Genomic DNA, 18,786 nt, shown 5'->3' on the forward strand with positions numbered 1-18,786 from the left:
CATTCAAACCTCCCTTTTGGAAGGTTGAATCAAACCTCAGGTGATTTGAAAATCCTCAATGTCCACAGGCCCTAATAGCCTTGTAGCATAAGCTTTTGCTTAATTTGTTGTACAGCAACTATCAAGCTTGCAACACATAGCGCAAACTCAGACAATAATATAGCTAACGCAAACCCGGATAGTCCGTGGCTTACGGAGAGCGGGTAAAATATAATCAGGAATATCACAACACCACCAGCTGCGAGTATTGTAGCATGTATCATCCTGTTGAGCGTGACCAAAGTCTGAATAATCGTCATATTGTTAACGCCCACGAAAATTGGCAGTGCAGCTAGAATTGTAAGGCAACTCATAAATCCCGAATTCGTGACGCTAAAAAAGAAATTAGAAATTTGTTCACCAAACAACAATACCCCTATATAGAGAAATAGATTCAGGCCGAAAATGCTGAATCCAAACAAGGTAAGGTTGTGCTTAAAGACCCATATAGAGTTTACTGCAATTTTACTCATTCTTGGATAAAGAGCGTTGGTGATAGGCGATCCGACAGCAAGAATCGCATTTTTGACGCGGTCAGCAATTGCATATATAGCCGCCGCCTCCGACCCTAACGCGATTGCCGCTATAAATGTTGCCGACGAAAAGAAAATCTCTCTTATTCCTCGAACGAAAAACATTAACCATTCTGAATTTAACAATCTTATCGTTTCAACCTTAGACGCCTGTCTAGGGCTGACATAATTGCTTCGTGCAAGCCAAAGGAATGAAAAGACACCTGTGATCAAAGCGGGGAGCGATAATATAAAAATTGCAATATAGTCATCACCTGGATCACGAACTAGAATGTAGGCTAGAGGAATCGTTGCAAGCCGTGCCGGAACATTGATCTTTGCCAATAGGCTCATTTTCTCAAGTCCGGAGAAAAACCAATTCGTCGATAATATACTTCCGAAGACAAAAATTAAATATGCAAAAAAATACTTTAAAAGTATTAATTCAGTGATCATCGACAGAAACGTTGTTATTGCGATTAGCACGACAAAAAGAATCAACAGCTGCCCAAGCCAGGCGTTGATCAGATATTTTTTTCTAGTCGTAGCGCAGTCAGTTTGCGCGATTAAACGCGTTCCAGTCCAGCTATAACCAAAGTTCACAATAATTACGGCTACATTTGCAAGAGAATGAGCTGCCATTACCGACCCGAAGGTCTTTGTAGTTAAGCTCTCAATAAATATTGGCGTGACGATCAGTGGAGCAAATATAGAAAGAAACTGGATAGACGCAAATCCTGTTGCATTCCGCAGAAAACTTCCCTCAGCACGAAGGAGGCGAATGTTTTTTCGAATCGACATACAATTAGTTCTCAATGCATTGAGATGACAGCGTACGCAGCGGCACTGATGCACAGGAAGTTTTCTTCATTACCGGATCAGCCTAGTAATGGAATTGAACATTACTAATGCTACTGAGAAAATCCTTCCATAGCTCATTACATCGCGAAACATTAAGTAGTTATATTTCAGATTAGTTAATCTTCCAGATGACAAACTTCCCGCAGTCTTACTGTATGCTCCTAGCGCCTCCGGAACAACAACGCATTTCAGACCTCTATTTTGTCGGAATATGGTCAACCAAAATCCATAGTCTTGTCGCCGTCTAATCGTTGGCATCTGACCTGCTGAGTCCAAAGACGATCTGAAAACCGTCATGCTCGTGGGAAGCCAGTTAGCAAGGTGGAGCGTGAAATAGTTAATAACTCTTAATGGTTTCCTAATTCCGATATTTTCTTGGTTCCTGACAACATCGTAATAGCTAGTAACAATATCCGCTCCTAGTTCAGTTATCACATCAACCTGTTTTTGTAGTTTTTTTTCATACCACCAATCATCGGCATCAAGAAACGCTATATAGCCTCCCCTCGCCCTATTGATTAAAAATGTACGCGAGTATCCTGCGCCCTCGTTTTCTGTTCCGGAAAATACCTTCAAACATCCAATGTCTTCTTCTAGTCTTCTAAGCACTTGAAGTGTACCATCCGATGAGCAGTCATCGTATGCTAAAATTTCGTACGGCATGTAGGAATTATTCATGACCGAACATATTGCTCTATCCACTGTGTCTTCGCAATTATAACAGGGTATTAGCACAGAAATCTTTGGGGGTTCAGATTTTCGCTGGGTTTTCATTTACCTTTTACCTTTTCTCTGAACTTCGATTATAAATACTACGTAAATTTCCAGTTTGTGCACGTCCTTCAGTTTGGCCAGGACAGCATTACCAAAGCGGCCAGCGTGGGTCCGCGAAGCTCAGTAAGTCAGTTGCAGCCAGTTAAGATTCAGCGCCGGCAGCCGCGATAGCTTTCAGCACAGGTTGCATGCCACCGGAGCGGTAAACCCGCACAATTGTTGTAAACAGAGGGTATGAGCATCAGCCTGCTTAGACTATGTGCTAACAGTCCGTTTCCAGTAGGCTTCGCCGAACGCATTGTAGAGACTATCAATCTCTAATCCCAGGTGCTCAAATTGTTACCACCAGAATCGAACACGAAAATCATCAGCTGCCTGGTTATTCCTTTGCCGGGCATTTCAATCGAAATTGTGTCTAAGCCGCATGTTGACCTCGAGGAGTTTCGCCCTGATGTTCATTTCCGCGGAATATAGCCGTCTAGAGCGGATTGAGAACCTTTCCTTGATGCTTTGCGTCGTATCCAAACTTAGGACGCCGAGACCATTCGAATGACGAAAAACCAGATTATTATCTGGGAAAGATTCACTTATTTCGGACCAGAATTTTTTTACTCCAAAACCAGGTTTTGTGACCATTACGTCGTGAAATAGAATTATACCATTGTCTTTCATTTTCGGAAGCCAAGTTTCATAGTCGTTGCGCACTGCCTCATAAGAATGAAACCCGTCAATGTGCAAGATATCTACGCTTTTGGCGTCAAAAGACGATGCAGCGTCGTCAAACCGCTTTCGAAGAAGTGTAGAAAATTTGGAGAATTCTCTGTTTTTCTCCGTCACATAATTAAAGACTTGCTCATCGTAAATCCCGGCATGTGCTTCGCCTTGCCATGTATCCACGGCGAAACAAAGTGTGTCAGTAGAATTTGCTTTCACGCTATCGCAGAAGGAAAAGTAGCTTCCACCCCAATGCGTACCCAACTCAACCAGAATATCTGGTTTTTCTCTTGCTACGAGAGAAAAAGCAAACGGTATATGCCCGAACCAAGCGGATCGTCTAGTAGTAAAATTGACGTGATGAGGTTTGTACACTTTTGAGCCTTTAATTTTTCAGTTGGTCGCAGAGCTGCTTTAAAATTTCTCAACTCGCTAGATGATCACATGGGTCCGCGCCGCTCAACGCTTTGTGGTTCCTAAGGTGACCGTAAAGCCTTTGCTGCCAATGTCTAACACTTGAGAAACCTTGGCGGCTATTTTTGTGCCGGGGCCGCGGGCGGGTGTCGTGGACAAGCCGTGCTATTGTTATTCAGTGAAAAACACTTCCCGGCTCGGATCGGGATGAACAAACTCCACGTTAACTGTTCTTCTAAGGGCCTCTAGGAGTGAAAAAGGTCTGGTAAATCCATCTAATTCTTCCGCTCGGCTTTCGAATACTGTTGTAGCACAGAATTTTCTTACCCTTATCGAGGAAACGGGTAGATTTTTCCCAGTAATCCTCGCGACGCCATCTGCCAGATGGCCGAGGAGGAGGCCGAACCAATAAGGAAGGCGAGGACCAACCCGCGGTTTTCCTGAAAGCTGACCGCGAACTTGGGAGATGAGGGTATTCATATCCAGATCTGGCTTATCGATATAATTATAGAGTTGGTAACCTGCCCCATTTTCGACAGCAGCCTCGAGGAAAGCTGCTAAGTTGCCGACATAGGCCATAGATTTCCGGTTCTGACCGTCACCAACCATCAAAAAGCGCCCGGACGCAACTTGTCTGAGCAAGTTATAAACGTTTCCGCGATTGCCCTCGCCGAAAACCACAGTCGGGCGCACAATGATAAGATCTCTGTATGCCGCGCCCTTATGATACCAGTCTCTAAGCAATTCCTCGCCTTCGAACTTCGACTTTCCGTAATCATTGAACGGGTTGATATCACCATCTTCACGGGTATCAGCTGCCGCAAAACCATAAACGGCGACTGTGCTGGTAAAAATGATACTCTTAATGCCTTTTTCTGAAGCTACCTGGCAGACATTCCTCGTTCCATCGACATTTGTCGTATAGTACTCGCTTTTGTCGCGAACATCGTCTCGGTGTACCGCCGCTAGGTTGATAATTGCATCGCCCGTGACCGCGTCGCGCAGAACATCAAGATCGCGGATATCAGCGACTTTTGTCTTGTCAGGGAAACGTCCACTCTTTCGCAGGTCAATAATCTCGAACGCTATCTGCCGTTCCGCCAAGTTCTGACAGAGTCTCGTTCCAATAAAGCCAGATCCACCGATTACTGTAATCATTTCATGACCCCATTATGACTTCAAATTAGAGATGTTGGATTTTTCGTTTATCGCTTTGGCCAAGCCGATGTCGGATGTATATTAGTGATCTACGTCCCGGGTTTTGTCCATTCAATCGGAGAGCTGCGTCCTATCGATAAACGCAATGCTTCACCCCAATGACGACGCCGTTTGTCGTCGCGAAGATCTCAAAGGCGATGCGTGCCAGAGGTTTTTTGGCTAAAAGCGGATTGAGAATCGCGTCAGAGGTCCGCGTGCCTCCCGATTTAGATGCGGATGTAAAAACAAAGTTGCTGCAAGCACACTTAACGTTCTTTCTTTTTAATCAGTAGCGGTAATGCTCCGGTTTGAACGGTCCATCGGGGGATACGCCGATGTAGGCGGCCTGCTCAGGGTCCAACTTCGATAGTTTTACGCCGATGCGATCCAAATGCAGCCGGGCGACCTTCTCGTCCAAATGCTTGGGCAGGATGTAGACGTCATTGCCGTATTTGTCGGTGTTTTCCCACAGCTCAATCTGCGCCAGCACCTGATTGGTGAAAGATGCAGACATCACGAAGGAGGGGTGGCCAGTGGCGTTGCCAAGGTTCAGCAAACGGCCTTCAGACAGCAGGATCAAGCGGTTGCCCGAGGGCATCTCGATCATATCCACTTGCTCTTTGATGTTGGTCCACTTGTGGTTCTTTAGGCTGGCGACTTGGATTTCATTGTCGAAGTGGCCGATGTTGCCGACAATCGCCATATCCTTCATCTCCCGCATATGCTCGATGCGGATCACATCTTTGTTGCCGGTGGTGGTGATAAAGATGTCCGCAGAAGATACCACGTCTTCCAGCAGCACAACTTCAAACCCGTCCATCGCGGCCTGCAGCGCGCAGATCGGATCGACTTCGGTGACCTTCACGCGGGCGCCTGCACCGCGCAAGGAAGCCGCCGAGCCTTTGCCAACATCGCCATAGCCCATCACAACGGCGACCTTACCGGCCATCATCGTATCGGTGGCGCGCCGGATGCCGTCCACGAGGCTTTCTTTGCAGCCATATTTGTTGTCGAACTTAGACTTGGTGACAGAGTCGTTCACGTTGATCGCGGGGAAGGGCAGTTGGCCCTGTTTCACCAGATCATAGAGGCGGTGCACACCGGTGGTGGTCTCTTCGGAGACGCCTTTGATCTGCTCGCGCATCTTAGTGAACCAACCGGGGCTTTCGGCCATGCGCTTTTTGATTTGCGCGAAAATCGCCTCTTCCTCTTCCGAGGTCGGCACGGCGATCAGCTTGTCTTCGCCGTTTTCGACCCGCGCACCAAGCAAGATGTAAAGCGTCGCATCGCCGCCATCGTCGAGGATCAGGTTCGGGCCGTCTGGGAACATGAAAGATTTATCGAGGTAGTCCCAGTGTTCAACCAGCGACTGACCCTTGATCGCGAAGACCGGAACGCCAGCTTCGGCAATCGCAGCAGCAGCGTGGTCTTGGGTCGAGAAGATGTTGCAGGACGCCCAGCGTACATCCGCGCCAAGCGCGACCAGCGTTTCAATCAGAACGGCGGTCTGGATGGTCATGTGCAACGAACCGACAATCCGCGAACCCTTGAGGGGTTTGCTCTTGCCGTATTCTTCACGCAGGGCCATCAGGCCCGGCATTTCGGTCTCGGCAATGTCCAGTTCCTTGCGGCCATAGGCGGCGAGGTTGATATCTTTAACAATATAGTCTTGGGTCAAGATGGTTACCTATTTTTTAACAGAAAAGCTGTTTTGGCTGCCAGCCAAACATGCGTGGCTTTCGTATCTGGGAACATTCGCCAAATGAGAGCTACTTGAAGCCTTACGCGTGGTGTCGAAAGAACCCTAGGGGTGGCATGGAAGTCTTAGAAGAAGCCTATCGCGCATCCCGCAGGGCATCAGCTTTGTCGGTCTTTTCCCAAGTAAAGTCAGGGAGATCGCGACCAAAATGTCCATACGCAGCCGTTTGCTGGTAGATCGGCCGCTTCAGATCCAACATTTCAATTAGCCCGCCTGGAGTTAAGTCGAAATGGTTTCGCACAAGCTGAGAAATTTCGGTATCTGCTAGTTTTCCTGTCCCAAACGTGTTGATGGAAATTGAGGTGGGTTCACTTACCCCAATCGCATAAGAGACCTGAATTTCACAACGTTCTGCTAATCCTGCCGCTACGATGTTTTTAGCGACATAGCGGCCGGCGTAGGCAGCTGAGCGGTCTACTTTTGAAGGGTCTTTGCCAGAGAATGCGCCACCACCATGGCGCGCCGTGCCACCATAGGTGTCCACAATGATCTTGCGGCCGGTAAGGCCGCAGTCCCCGACCGGCCCACCAATAACAAAGTTGCCTGTGGGATTGATATGGAACTGCGTATTTTCGGTTAGCCATTCACTTGGAAGAACCGGCTTGATAATTTTTTCCATTACCGCTTCACGCAGGTCGCTTAAGCTGATCGATGGATCATGCTGTGTAGACAATACGACTGCGTCGATGCCGACGGGTTTGTCACCTTGGTATCGCAGGGTCAGCTGGCTTTTGGCATCAGGACGCAACCAAGCCAATTGGCCATTTTTCCTTACCTTGGCTTGCTGCTCTACCAATCTGTGCGCGTAGAAGATCGGCGCAGGCATAAGCGCTTCTGTTTCGTTGCTGGCATACCCGAACATTAAACCTTGGTCACCAGCACCTAGGGCCTTACCGTCAGCCTCATCAACACCCATCGCAATATCTGATGACTGCTTGCCTATAGCGTTAATTACAGCACAAGAAGCGCCATCGAAGCCTACATCGCTACTATCGTAGCCAATATCTAAGATCACTTCTCGAATGAGGTCTTCCAGATCAATATAAGTAGACGTTCGAACTTCCCCTGCCACGATGGCCATGCCCGTTTTAACCATAGTTTCTACAGCGATACGGGATTCTGGATCATCTTTAAGCATCGCATCGACAATCGCATCAGAGATTTGGTCAGCCAATTTATCTGGGTGACCTTCAGAGACGGACTCTGACGTAAATACACTGTAGTTGGACATTCGTTTCCCTTGTAGAACTCTTAAATGCTTAGCATTGGCATAGCCAACTGCGGACCCGGTCGCGGTGTTAACCGAAATTCCCCGCCCCGATGGGGCCCAAATCCCTAATAACGCAAACTATCGGACGTCTTCCGGAGTCCCCTGCCCGATCACCTCAGAGTTAATCTCCTGCTGCAGCGCCTCGATCTCTGCAACCAATGCCTCATGCTCAGCCATGCGCCGCTTCAAAAACGCCTTCGTCAGTTTCGCCTTGGTTAAAACGCCGCGCGGGGTCAGAACATATGTATAGCGCAGTTTTTTCCCAGACGCTCGGAAGTTTCCAACCTTCACTTGGCCCTTTTCGATCAAACCTTTCAGGCAATAGTTCACCACCCCAAGGCTAATGCCCAGAGATTTGGCCAAATCTCGCTGCGAGAGCTTCGGATCAGCTTCAAGCTCCCGCATCACGCGGAACCGGATATCTTCACTAACTGGTTTCGCCACAGCTCTCTACAGACATAGCTACCGCACCAGAGGTCGCTGAGGCAGCCTCCGAGGTTGAACGTCACTGCGTTCACGAATGAACACCTAACCCCGATGGCGAGCCATCGAAAGATAGAATCTACATTTACCGCAAATTTATTGCGATCAGCTTTCGGTCTGAAGAAAAATGCAGCTGCCGGTTGAAATACGGGCTGCGGTCATCCGGCCTGTTTTATATGCGCCGGTGTCTAGAGACACCCGGCTCGCAGATATGCTCGCATTCTCCACGATCGTATGGCCATGGACGACAAACACTCCATCTTCGCGAGGCTCACTAAAGAACTTTGGATGTCCCCACAAAAGCGCCTGCTCCCGTTGCGCTTTGGGGTGACGCTTCGGGGACATCGCCGCATGGACACAATGCATATTACCGCTTGACCATTGGAACGGCAGCCCACGCAGCCATTCCTGCATGCCGGAGGGCAGCGCAGCCTCCAATGCATTTGCGAGCTCAATTGATCCGGCACTGTCCAACCCGCGCTTATTGGCAGAGACACCGAAGCTTTGTAAGGTCTCTAACCCACCAAATTTCAACCATTCCAAACCTGCCCCCGCGGGATCATCAATGAAGTCGAGCATCATGCGCTCGTGATTGCCCATCAGGCACACCACTTTTTCAGGGTAGCTTTGGCAAAGATTAAAAAGCCGTGTCAGCACGCCCCGTCCGTCTGGACCGCGATCAACATAGTCGCCTAGGAAAACGCAGACCTCTTCACCGGTGGCGACCGCCCTTAGCTTTTCCAGCAAATCTTCAAGGAGCCCCGCACAACCGTGGATGTCACCGACCGCGAAAAAAGGCGCCTCGGGTGCGAAGTGGTCCGGCGCGCCCTCGGCTTCAGCCTCACTGCGCTTTATCCAGCCCTTTAACCATGACGTGATCTCCGCGCGCATTCCGCCCCCTGAGTACTGTCTTGTTCCAACGATCTTGCGAACCCTTCGGTTAACGCGACTGCGACCGATAGGCCACATCAAACTTCCGAAGGCCGGTGAATGCGTAAGAGATCTGCACAGAGATTGCCCTGCCGCGGTTGAACAAGTATCCGTTCTTTCAAGAACGGAGAGAGATATGACTCACAAGCCTCGCGCAAAGACTGCATCTCGTCGCCGAACCCCGCGCGCGATGATAGGCGCCGGTCTGCTCTTACTGCCTGCCGCGGCGCAAACGGAAGGCTATTCCTACTCGACCTATGGCACCGTCGGGTTGGTCGACATGCCAACGGCGCAGAGCGCGGAAGATGCTGAGCTGACGGCAACATATAGTCAGTTCGCCAATACTGCCCGCACTACGCTGAGCTTTCAGATCACACCGCGACTTTCCGGCAGCTTCCGCTACAGCAAGATTGACGATTACTCGGCAGGGGGCGGCGCTCTTTTCGACCGCTCCTTTGACCTGCGGTATCGCTTCGTCGATGAAACCAGCCACCGACCGGCGATTGCGGTTGGCTTGCAGGATTTCATCGGCACAGGCGTCTATTCGGCGGAATATATTGTCGCCACCAAAAGCGTCACCCCCCGCCTGACCTTCACGGGTGGTATCGGTTGGGGACGGCTTGGCAACTACAAGGGCTTTTCCAACCCTCTTGGGGTCATCAATGACCGCTTTGAAACCAGACCGGACCGAGACTTTGGCCGCGGCGGTGAGATCGAAGCGACAGGCTGGTTCCGCGGGGACGCCGCACTCTTTGGGGGGGTGGCTTGGCAAGCAACAGATAAGTTGACGCTAAAGGCCGAGTATTCCTCCGACGATTACGCAAGTGAAACCCGATATGGTTCGTTCGAGCATAAGTCCCCATTCAACTTCGGCCTCGACTACGAGCTCCGCGACAACATCCACCTTCAGGCGCATTACCTCTATGGCTCGACATTCGGCTTCTCGCTGAATCTTCGCAGCAATCCGCGGCATCCCGTGGTAAACGGTGGCAAGGGTCCAGCACCTTTGCCGGTGAAGCGGCGCATGCCGGGGGCGGCGTCTGATCTTGGCTGGACCCAGGCCGTTGGCGTCGAAGCAAGCCTGCGCGAACAAACCGGCACGCTGCTTGCCGGCGATGGTATGGCGCTTGAAGCGATGAAGATCAGCGCGAATGCCGTGACCGTCTATATTCGCAACGAGCGCTATCTCGCCCGTCCTGAGGCCATCGGACGCACGGCGCGCATGCTCACACAGGTCATGCCAGCATCGGTGGAGACATTTACCATCGTCCTGATGGAGAACGGTATTCCCTTGTCCGCCGTGACGGTGCACAGGTCCGACATCGAAAACCTAGAGCACGAAGGAGATGGGGCGTGGCAAACCTACGCGCGCGCTGAGATTGAAGACGCAGCGAGCAGCCGCGAAAATGCGGCCTACCTAGAAGGACACTATCCCAAACTGACTTGGTCCGTAGGGCCATACTTCAATACAGGTTATTTTGACCCTGATGAGCCCCTTCGCATAGATACCGGTCTGCGGCTTCAAGGGCGCTATGATATTGCGCCGGGTTGGATTGTTTCGGGCAGCATTGAACAACGCCTCGCGGGTAATATCGGTGACGCAGATCGCGGGGCCAATTCTGTGTTGCCAAAGGTTCGGTCTGAGACTTCCATTTATGCGCGCGAGGGGGATACGGCGCTAGAGCATCTAACATTGGCGCATTACTTCCGACCCGGCAAAGATCTCTACGCACGGGTTACAGCAGGCTACCTTGAGTCGCAGTTCGGGGGCGTCTCAAGCGAATTGCTCTGGAAGCCCGTTGCCAGCCGCTTGGCCGTGGGGGCCGAGGTAAATTATGCGGTACAACGCGATTTCGACCAAAGGTTCGGCTTCCGGGACTACGAAATTGCGACAGGTCATCTCTCTGCCTATTACGACTTTGGAAACGGGTACCTTGGTCAAGTGGACGCAGGCCGCTATCTGGCGGGCGACTATGGCGCGACCTTTACCCTCGACCGCGTTTTTGCAAATGGTTGGAGCGTTGGCGCCTACGCCACCTTCACCGACGTCTCATTTGACGATTTTGGCGAAGGGTCCTTCGACAAAGGTCTGCGCTTTACCGTCCCGCTATCCCATGTTTTGGGCGAGCCTTCGGACAAAACCTATAAGGCAGTGATTCAACCACTGACACGCGATGGGGGTGCAAGGCTGAAGGTCAGAAACCGTCTCTACGAAAGCGTGCGAGGCTATCATACACCTGAATTGAAAGACAGCTGGGGCAGGTTCTGGAGATGAAATCTAAATCTATCGCCGTCTTGTCCCTTCTGGGGCTATTGACCGCCTGCGGATCGGGCCAATCGCAGCAGAGCATCCTCGGTCCCATCGGTCAGGCTCTTTTCGGCTTTACGCAGCCCGCCTCGAAACCTTCCAGTATGGCAGACATTCGGCGGCAGGTGACCCCTAAGGTGCGTCAACGGTTTCGACACACCTCTTTGATGATCGCCCAACTTGAGCAAAATGAACGGGCCTCAATCCTCGTGCGTAAGGGGGTTAACCGCAATGTCGAAACCTATTTCACTCCCGACAATATTTCATTGAGCCTCAAAGAAGGGGTGCTTGTCGGCACCCGCGGTCTTGGCTTTGACTTGATGAGCAGCGATGTCGCCGAAGTGCTCTCGGGCTTGCGCCATGGCGGCCAAGCCGTCCGCGTTCATCGCTACCTTGATGGCGAAGATCAGATTGTGATCAAGAGCTACATCTGCGACTATAGCGGAAATGCGCAGATCACAGAAAACTGCTATGGCAAAGATCACAGTTTCAAGAACAGCTATCAAATGTCGGGGGGTAAAGTCGTCGCGTCCCGACAATGGATTGGCCCGGATCTTGGCTACATCCGGCTGGAGGATGTGTAGTGCCGTGCAAACAGGTCCATGCCGATTAGCAAGTTTCTTGGGCCCTTCTCGTTTACACACGCTGCCGTTCGTTTTTATTCCGAGGTTCCTTAATGTTTAAACGTCTTATCGCTGCTTCTACTCTGATACTCCTCAGCGGTTGCGGGGTGGCCTATGTCTCTCCGAAAGTCACGGATGCTGGCAGCAAGGTCCGTATTGTGTCTCTGACCTCGGAAACCGTTCTCGCTGCGAATAGATCAACCTATGAACCGAAACAGCTTCCGGCTGTGTTCTTCCAAACCGCAGGCGGCGCGGGCGGTCTGCGCGGCGCGGGGCCGACGCCTTCGCCTGTTTCACAGATTCAGACGAAGCCCGGCAACCTCGCGCTTCGCGTCCCCAGCATCCCGCCGAACACGACCTATCATATCGGCGTCGGGGATGTGCTTTTGCTGGCGACACGCAGTGGCAGCAGTACGGTCGAAGAGCTCAGCGGCCTCCTCGCCGCGCAAAACCGACGGCAAGGCTACACCGTTCAGGATGACGGGGCGATCGCCATTCCCGATGTCGGCCGCGTCAAAGTCTCGGACCTGACATTGGAAGAAGCCGAAGCGGCACTTTTCCAACGCTTACTTGAAGCGCAGATCGACCCCTCCTTCAGCCTTGAGATTGCTGAGTTCAATTCCAAACGGGTTTCTGTCGGCGGTGCTGTCGGCAACCCCACCGTGATCCCGATTACGTTGACACAGCTTACGTTGGACCAAGCCGTCGCGGGCGCAGGCGGAATCCAAACCCCTGATCTCGAATACGCTTCGATCCGCCTTTACCGGGACGGTGACCTCTATCAAATCCCGCTTGAACAGTACCTGCGTCGGCCCGACCTTCAGAAAACCCGCCTCGTGGCTGGCGACAGCGTGTTTGTCGACACCGAATACCAGCTTGATCGGGCGCAGGCATATTTCGCGGAACAGATCACCCTCCAGCAATTCCGCCAACAAGCGCGCGCCCAGGCCTTGGCAGAACTCACAGCCGTCGTCGATCTGCGCCGTGCCTCTCTGCAAGAGGGCCGCGCGAATTTCGAAGCCCAATTGGCGAATGACGCTGTAGACCGGGACTATGCCTATCTTGCCGGAGAGGTGACCAAGTCCGGTCGCTTCACTCTGCCCTTCGGCCGGAAATCCACCCTCGCGGATGCGCTTTACTCCGAAGGCGGAATCGACACGATGACCGGTAACCCCTCGCAAATCTACGTTTTGCGCGGCTCGAATGACCCACGTGAGTTCGGCGCAGTGACTGCGTGGAACCTCGACGCCCGCAATGCGACCAACCTGATTCTCGCGACACGAATGGAGCTGCGTCCGAACGACATCATCTTCGTCGCCGAGCAGCCGGTCACGCGCTGGAACCGCGTTATTACGCAGATTACCCCGTCAATTATCTCCAGTGTGGCCAGCTCGGTTAACTAAGCTGATGGTGGGCTTTGCCTGCCGCCCTATGAGCCTCCGTCCAACAGTTTGCGCGCGCCTTCGGCGCGCGCTTTCAATTGTCAGCGCAAGAAAGACTAAAGAGATATAGATGTCCGATACTATTCGATCAGGATGGTTCGTCGCCCAACTGCGCCCGCATGGCCTCGCCCAAGCACGGGTTCACCTTAAGCGACAGGGGTTTGAAACTTTCTCGCCCGTGCTTCTGCACCAGTCACGGGCCTTGTCAAGCAAGCGAAACGAAGAGCGCCCGCTCTTCCCCGGCTACCTCTTCGTGAACTTCGATCCAAACCAATTTGGCTGGAGCGCCATCAACAGCACAAGAGGCGTTTCACGCCTCGTTCTGAACGATCTTCGACGCCCCCGCCCCCTTCCGGATGAGCTCATTCGAGCTCTTCAGAACCGTTGCGATCCTGAAAAGGCTTACGATGACCTAGCGGTCGGAGATCGCGTGCGCCTCGTCACCGGACCTTTCGCCGAACTCGTGACAAAGATCGAATCTCTGCCAAGCGCAGAGCGAGTCGGCGTGCTAATCGATGTGATGGGTAGGGAAGTCCGTTCCTCCCTGCCCCGTGCTCATGTGGCGAAGGTCACAGAGTGACCTTTCACTAACGGCTTACGCTGCTTGGGCGTTTTCCGCGTCCCGCAGAAAATGCTCATAAGCGATGACGTCGTTGCGAAACTTCCCATAGAGAATCAGCGCGCCCGTGCCCGCTACTTTCGCTTGCAAAGTCCAATAAACAGTCGGACTGTCGCGGTAGATCAACACATCAAAGTTCTCCCCGTCCCGCGTATATGTCCCCGACAGCGGCGAGTTCTGTCGCCCCTCTATCTCGCGGCTCAGCGACAGCGGGACGAAGCGGCGCGGCCGACGGAAACGATGCGATGTAAAGTACTTCATAGCAACGACATAGCTGAGCGCGAAAAGGGAAATACAAAGCACAAGGGCGAAGGTCGCTGCGATAGGTTGATCCCAGAGCAGGACCCCAGTGAGGATTGGCACACCGAGAAACGGTAGAAGAAGAAGGCTCGCCAAAGGGTTGTCGAACTGGCTGCGCCGGCTGCGCTTCCGCAGCAGAGGCAAGGCGCGCACAGCGAGATGATGGAAATGCAACCGGTCCGGCTGGTCTGTCGCCTTGCGCGTCATCCGACGCCGTAAGATCGAGAAGAGCGTGTCACACACCGGCCAGAACAGCAATAGCAGAACCGCCATCCCCGCGACCGAAGGGTTCCGCGCGACCAACACGATGCCCAGCCATGCTAGCATATGGCCGATCCCATAGGCCCCCGCGTCGCCCAAGAAGATGCGGCCAAAGGGCCAGTTCAATACGAAGAACCCGAGCATCGCCGCAACCAACAAACCCGCTACGATCTGCACATCCACATCGCCGGTGAAATTGGCGATCGTGAAAAACCCTACCGCTGCACTCATACTGTAGAGCGAAGAAAGGCCGTTAAGCCCATCGATCAGATTGAGCGCGTGGCAGGTACCAGCCGACCACAGGAGCGTGATGGCGATGGCGGGGACGACAAAATACGCCAGCGCATTGTCCACCAAGCCCAGATCTGGAACGACAGTACGCGTCAGCGCAATCGCTAGCCCGGCGGCGGCAAAAGCCGCCAGAAGGCGCGCACGCGGGCTTACGTTCCGGTGGATATCCTCACGCAAACCAACGAAAAAGACGATCAGCCCCGCCGCGAGTGACAACAATAGATCACTGCTCAACTGCTCTGCATAGTAAAAACATCCGAAAACCAGCGCTACAATGATACCTATACCGCCCACCCGGGGCGTGGGTCGCGTATGCGTCGCCTGCCGCGCACCCAGATCACGCTCCATATGCTCCTGGCTCATCAGCAAGCCGGGCCATGCAATGAAAAGCAGACCAATAGCCAAACTGGTCAGAAAAGTCGCCAACAAAACCCACGGTTCGAACAAAACTAGATACCTCAAAAAAACTAACGTGAGCGCAATCGCAAAACGTCCTCTTTAAGCGCCCCAGAAAAATCACCGGGACATTACTCGTAACACGGCAAAGTTGCCAATATGGCGGAGCGTTCGTTACGAAATCTTAACCTTCACACTCCGGTCGACCCTATAGCCGCTCAGATCTCAAAAATCTATGTAGAACCCCCAGTTCCACGTTCTCCAACCTTAGCCGGTCGTGCATTGTGTGCAGCACAGCCCTATTGGTTCAGCAGTTTAGAAAACGCCATAAAGGTGGCACTGTTCGCGAAAAATGCAAGGCAAAAGGCTTCAAGATCGGCGCCTCTAAATAAACTGCACAACTCTTAAACCCGGCTATTACCGTGGCAAGTAAAAACAACTCACCCAATCAAATTGACTGAAAGATAGCGAAACTCAATGAGCAACCGATCACGCCCAAGTTTTTTGCCGATCCTTCATAGCATTGCCAAAGCTACCGGTGTAGGAAACAACTAACCAAGCGATCCACGTGGGAACAGGCATTTCATGACCCAGCGACAAGTATTTTCCGAGAGCACCCTTCAAGATCGCGAAAATGATGATGAGATTGACCTTTCTAGCCTGTTCCGCACGCTTTGGCGGGGCAAACTGTGGATTGCGCTCTGCGGTTTGCTGGCGCTGCTGCTCGGCGGCTACTATGCTTATGGCTTGGCCGTGCCGGTCTACACCGCCAAGGCCGCGATCGCGCTAGAGAGCCGGCAAGAACAGGTGATGGACATTGAAAGCGTCGTCACCGGCCTTGGCGGCGATCAGTCGACGATCAATACCGAGGTTGAGGTGCTCCGCTCGCGCGGTCTTATCGAAGACTTGGTCATGGACATGGATCTTCTTAAAGATCCGGAGTTCAACACCAGTCTGCAACCTGCTCCGAGCTTTTCCATTGGCCAAGCCGTCGGTTTTATACGCGGACTTTTTTCCGAACCAGAGGAAACGCAGCCTGCCACCGAGCGGGCGATACTTGATTCTACGATCAATACCGTCCTTGATTCGATTTCGGCCTCTAACCTGCGCCAAAGCTTTGTCTTTGAAATCACTGTGACCACCGAAGACCCGGATAAATCCGCGGCAATGGCAAACAGGCTAGCCGAACTCTACATCCAAGACCAAATTTCCGTTAAGTTCGAGAAAACAGAACAGGCCACGAGCTGGCTAAGCGAACGCGTGAGCGGTCTTCAGATCGAGCTGGAAACTGCACAGGCTGAGCTAAAAGACTTCTCCACCAACACGGAGCTCGTGAACGCCGAGACCTTGGCTGCACTAAACCGCCAATTGAAAGACCTGCGGGATCGCCGCGCGACGCTCGCAACACAAGCCGAGGCCACGGAAAGCCGATTGCAGGTATTGGAAGAGGCGCGCGAAGCCGGTTCTGCGACTTTTGTCGAGATTGCAAATGATGCCGCCCTTAACCAAGTTTACCGGCGTCTCGAAGATGGGAGCGTCGGCGCCGAGACGGCGTTCGAAACTCGCGCGGACGCGCTGATAACCCGCGCAGAACTCGAAGCAACACGCGCCATGTCTCAGCTGAGCGCGATCGAAGCATCAATCACCGAGGTCAGCAACCGGATCGACAATCAGTCCGAAGAACTGGTCATCCTTGAACAGCTTCAACGAGAAGTCGAAGCAAGCCGGTTGCTCTACGAAGCCTTCCTCAGTCGCCTGAAAGAGACCAGCATCCAACAAGGAATCCAACAAGCCGACAGCCGGATTCTCAGCCGGGCCGTGGTGCCATCAACCCCATCCGCCCCCCGCAAATCCCGCGTTTTGGCCCTCTCCCTGATTTTAGGTCTTATGGTTGGCGCCGGCGCCGTATTGCTACGGGAAATGGCGCAGAACACGTTCCGCACGGCTGAGGACCTTGAGACCAAGACAGGCCATTCCGTCATCGGGCAGATTCCAAAAATCCCAGCGAAGCATCGCCGGAATGTTCTCGAGTATATCTCGCAAAAGCCCAACTCAGTTGCTGCCGAATCGGTTAGAAACCTCCGTACATCGCTGCTTTTGGCGAACCTCGACACCAAGCCGAAGATCATCATGTCGACCTCCTCAGTTCCTGGAGAGGGCAAGACCACGCAATCCATTACCCTTGCGCAAAACTTTGCTGGTCTTGGAGCTAAGGTTCTTTTGATTGAAGGCGACATAAGGCGCCGCGTGCTCGATGAATATTTCGGACATGATCAAAAGCACGGCTTCCTATCCGTCATCTCAGGCGAAGTTCCTCTGGAGAAGGCTATTGTACATGATGAGACCCTGAAAGCCGACATCCTCTACGGTGAGCAATCGACCATCAACGCCGCCGATTTGTTTTCGTCGAACACCTTCGCAGATTTTATCAAGGGACTTCGCGAACACTACGACCATATCATCATCGACACGCCGCCCGTCCTCGCCGTGCCGGACGCCCGCGTCATCGGCCAGTTGGTCGATGCCGTAATTTACACCGTTCAATGGGATTCCACCCCTCATCGTCAGGTTTTGGACGGGCTGAAATCGCTGCAGAGCGTCAACGTTCGGGTGAGTGGTTTGGTGTTGAGCCAGATCGATGGCAACAAAATGAAGCGCTACGGCTATGCCGATAGTTACGGAGACTATTCAAGCTACTATCAGAAATAGGAGCTGTTCTGAATAGCCTGACCTCTTTAGCAGAAAGGTTACAGGCGCAAGCCACCGTGCTAAAACGACTAGGCGCTTGCTAGGGAGGGTAGCTTACCCTTTTCCAACAAAGGTGGCCCGAGAGCACTCACCCTGCGCGCGCCTGATTGAACACGGTGCCAGTGATGCTCTCGTTAGAATTTCGGAATGCCCGCATTGCTTCCTCAATCTTCCTGCGGCGAGTCCGGTCAGACTGAACCATCAGAAGGATTGCGTCGGCCTGTTCCGCAACGATACGTACTGTCGGTGCAAGAAGGATCTGCGGCGTGTCAATGATCACCGTACCATAGGCTTGCCGCGCCTTTTCGATAAGCCGTTTAAAACAGTCCGACGCGAAAAGATCGCTCGTAGAAGGGTCAGACTCACCACAGAGCAACGCATCCAGCCCATCACCGCCAATGTTCTGTATGCCCTCTTCAAGCGTTGCCTCTTCTCGCAGAACCGGGCCGAGTGCTTTGACAGTCAGTTCCGAAGAATGCCGAGTTAGACCGCAAGCGCGGAGGTCCTTGTCGATCAGCAAGACGGATCTGCCTAGCCCATGGAGACTTTGCGCCAGCGCCATCGCGGCGGTGGTCGCCCCCTCCCCCGCGACCGGAATTGTGATAACGACAACTTGGAATGCGCCGTCTGCGTTCAATCGTAGAACCGACGTGCGACGATCGCGCGGAGTCGATGGGCGAAGAGGCACCACCGCACGAGATAGAATGCGGCTGTTCGCCCAGTGGTTTTCCTACAAAGCCGTCGTTTCATTCAAGCTCGACAGGAAATGGGAGTGTGCGTAATTTTGTGCCCTGACGCCTTTAGTTACGCCATGGGAAAGCGTTCTTCGAACATGATGGCGAGTT

At 52.6% G+C, this 18,786-nt stretch carries 15 protein-coding genes; 5 read left to right on the forward strand and 10 right to left on the reverse strand.

The genetic code is table 11. From position 1 onward, the window contains the following. Nucleotides 1-71: 71 nt before the first annotated feature. From ACGYK7_RS17630 to ACGYK7_RS17665, 8 genes are all read right to left on the reverse strand, one after another. Nucleotides 72-1,352: an oligosaccharide flippase family protein gene (locus ACGYK7_RS17630; RefSeq protein WP_394403720.1), complete on the reverse strand. Its 1,281-nt coding sequence runs from the start codon at nt 1,350-1,352 to the stop codon at nt 72-74. A 69-nt stretch (nt 1,353-1,421) separates the two neighbouring features. Then, a complete protein-coding gene (locus tag ACGYK7_RS17635) occupies nt 1,422-2,186 on the reverse strand; it encodes a glycosyltransferase family 2 protein (RefSeq protein ID WP_394403721.1) in 765 nt (254 codons plus the stop codon). Between the two features lie 399 nt (nt 2,187-2,585). Continuing rightward, complete coding sequence (locus ACGYK7_RS17640; RefSeq protein WP_394403722.1) at nt 2,586-3,275, reverse strand: class I SAM-dependent methyltransferase; 690 nt, start codon at nt 3,273-3,275, stop codon at nt 2,586-2,588. Nucleotides 3,276-3,485: 210 nt separating this feature from the next. Continuing rightward, on the reverse strand, nt 3,486-4,472 hold the full coding sequence (locus ACGYK7_RS17645; RefSeq protein ID WP_394403724.1) for an NAD-dependent epimerase/dehydratase family protein: 987 nt from the start codon (nt 4,470-4,472) through the stop codon (nt 3,486-3,488). A 325-nt stretch (nt 4,473-4,797) separates the two neighbouring features. Continuing rightward, complete coding sequence (ahcY, locus tag ACGYK7_RS17650; RefSeq protein ID WP_394403725.1) at nt 4,798-6,189, reverse strand: adenosylhomocysteinase; 1,392 nt, start codon at nt 6,187-6,189, stop codon at nt 4,798-4,800. Between the two features lie 157 nt (nt 6,190-6,346). After that, nucleotides 6,347-7,501: a methionine adenosyltransferase gene (metK, locus tag ACGYK7_RS17655; RefSeq protein WP_394403727.1), complete on the reverse strand. Its 1,155-nt coding sequence runs from the start codon at nt 7,499-7,501 to the stop codon at nt 6,347-6,349. A gap of 117 nt (nt 7,502-7,618) precedes the next feature. Continuing rightward, a complete protein-coding gene (locus ACGYK7_RS17660) occupies nt 7,619-7,945 on the reverse strand; it encodes a MarR family EPS-associated transcriptional regulator (protein ID WP_394403728.1) in 327 nt (108 codons plus the stop codon). 183 nt (nt 7,946-8,128) lie between these two features. Further along, nucleotides 8,129-8,914 carry a metallophosphoesterase family protein gene (locus tag ACGYK7_RS17665; protein ID WP_394403729.1) on the reverse strand — a complete coding sequence of 262 codons (786 nt, stop codon included), beginning with the start codon at nt 8,912-8,914 and terminating at the stop codon, nt 8,129-8,131. 175 nt (nt 8,915-9,089) lie between these two features. Here ACGYK7_RS17665 and ACGYK7_RS17670 point away from each other — a divergent pair, with 175 nt between their 5' ends. The 4 genes from ACGYK7_RS17670 to ACGYK7_RS17685 all read left to right on the forward strand — a co-directional run bounded on the left by ACGYK7_RS17670 (nt 9,090) and on the right by ACGYK7_RS17685 (nt 13,906). Then, nucleotides 9,090-11,228 carry a YjbH domain-containing protein gene (locus ACGYK7_RS17670; protein ID WP_394403730.1) on the forward strand — a complete coding sequence of 713 codons (2,139 nt, stop codon included), beginning with the start codon at nt 9,090-9,092 and terminating at the stop codon, nt 11,226-11,228. Beyond that, nucleotides 11,225-11,845, forward strand: coding sequence for a YjbF family lipoprotein (locus ACGYK7_RS17675; RefSeq protein ID WP_394403731.1), 621 nt, complete (start codon nt 11,225-11,227; stop codon nt 11,843-11,845). Before ACGYK7_RS17670 ends, ACGYK7_RS17675 begins: the two co-directional genes overlap by 4 nt. A gap of 92 nt (nt 11,846-11,937) precedes the next feature. Further along, nucleotides 11,938-13,287, forward strand: coding sequence for a polysaccharide biosynthesis/export family protein (locus ACGYK7_RS17680; RefSeq protein ID WP_394403733.1), 1,350 nt, complete (start codon nt 11,938-11,940; stop codon nt 13,285-13,287). 109 nt (nt 13,288-13,396) lie between these two features. Beyond that, nucleotides 13,397-13,906: a transcription termination/antitermination protein NusG gene (locus ACGYK7_RS17685; protein ID WP_394403735.1), complete on the forward strand. Its 510-nt coding sequence runs from the start codon at nt 13,397-13,399 to the stop codon at nt 13,904-13,906. Between the two features lie 15 nt (nt 13,907-13,921). Here the strand turns inward: ACGYK7_RS17685 and ACGYK7_RS17690 are convergent, their stop codons facing one another. Further along, nucleotides 13,922-15,223 (reverse strand): glycosyltransferase family 4 protein, encoded by a 1,302-nt coding sequence (locus ACGYK7_RS17690; RefSeq protein ID WP_394403737.1) that lies wholly within the window; start codon nt 15,221-15,223, stop codon nt 13,922-13,924. A 555-nt stretch (nt 15,224-15,778) separates the two neighbouring features. On the opposite strand from ACGYK7_RS17690, the gene ACGYK7_RS17695 reads away from it, so the two are divergent. Next, the gene (locus ACGYK7_RS17695; RefSeq protein ID WP_394403739.1) at nt 15,779-17,902 is read left to right on the forward strand and encodes a polysaccharide biosynthesis tyrosine autokinase; all 2,124 of its coding nucleotides are present in this window, start codon (nt 15,779-15,781) and stop codon (nt 17,900-17,902) included. A gap of 127 nt (nt 17,903-18,029) precedes the next feature. Here the strand turns inward: ACGYK7_RS17695 and ACGYK7_RS17700 are convergent, their stop codons facing one another. Then, complete coding sequence (locus tag ACGYK7_RS17700; RefSeq protein WP_394403740.1) at nt 18,030-18,632, reverse strand: CpsD/CapB family tyrosine-protein kinase; 603 nt, start codon at nt 18,630-18,632, stop codon at nt 18,030-18,032. Between the last annotated feature and the right edge of the window lie 154 nt (nt 18,633-18,786).

This window comes from Sulfitobacter sp. 1A15299, assembly GCF_043556915.1.
GTDB lineage: Bacteria > Pseudomonadota > Alphaproteobacteria > Rhodobacterales > Rhodobacteraceae > Sulfitobacter.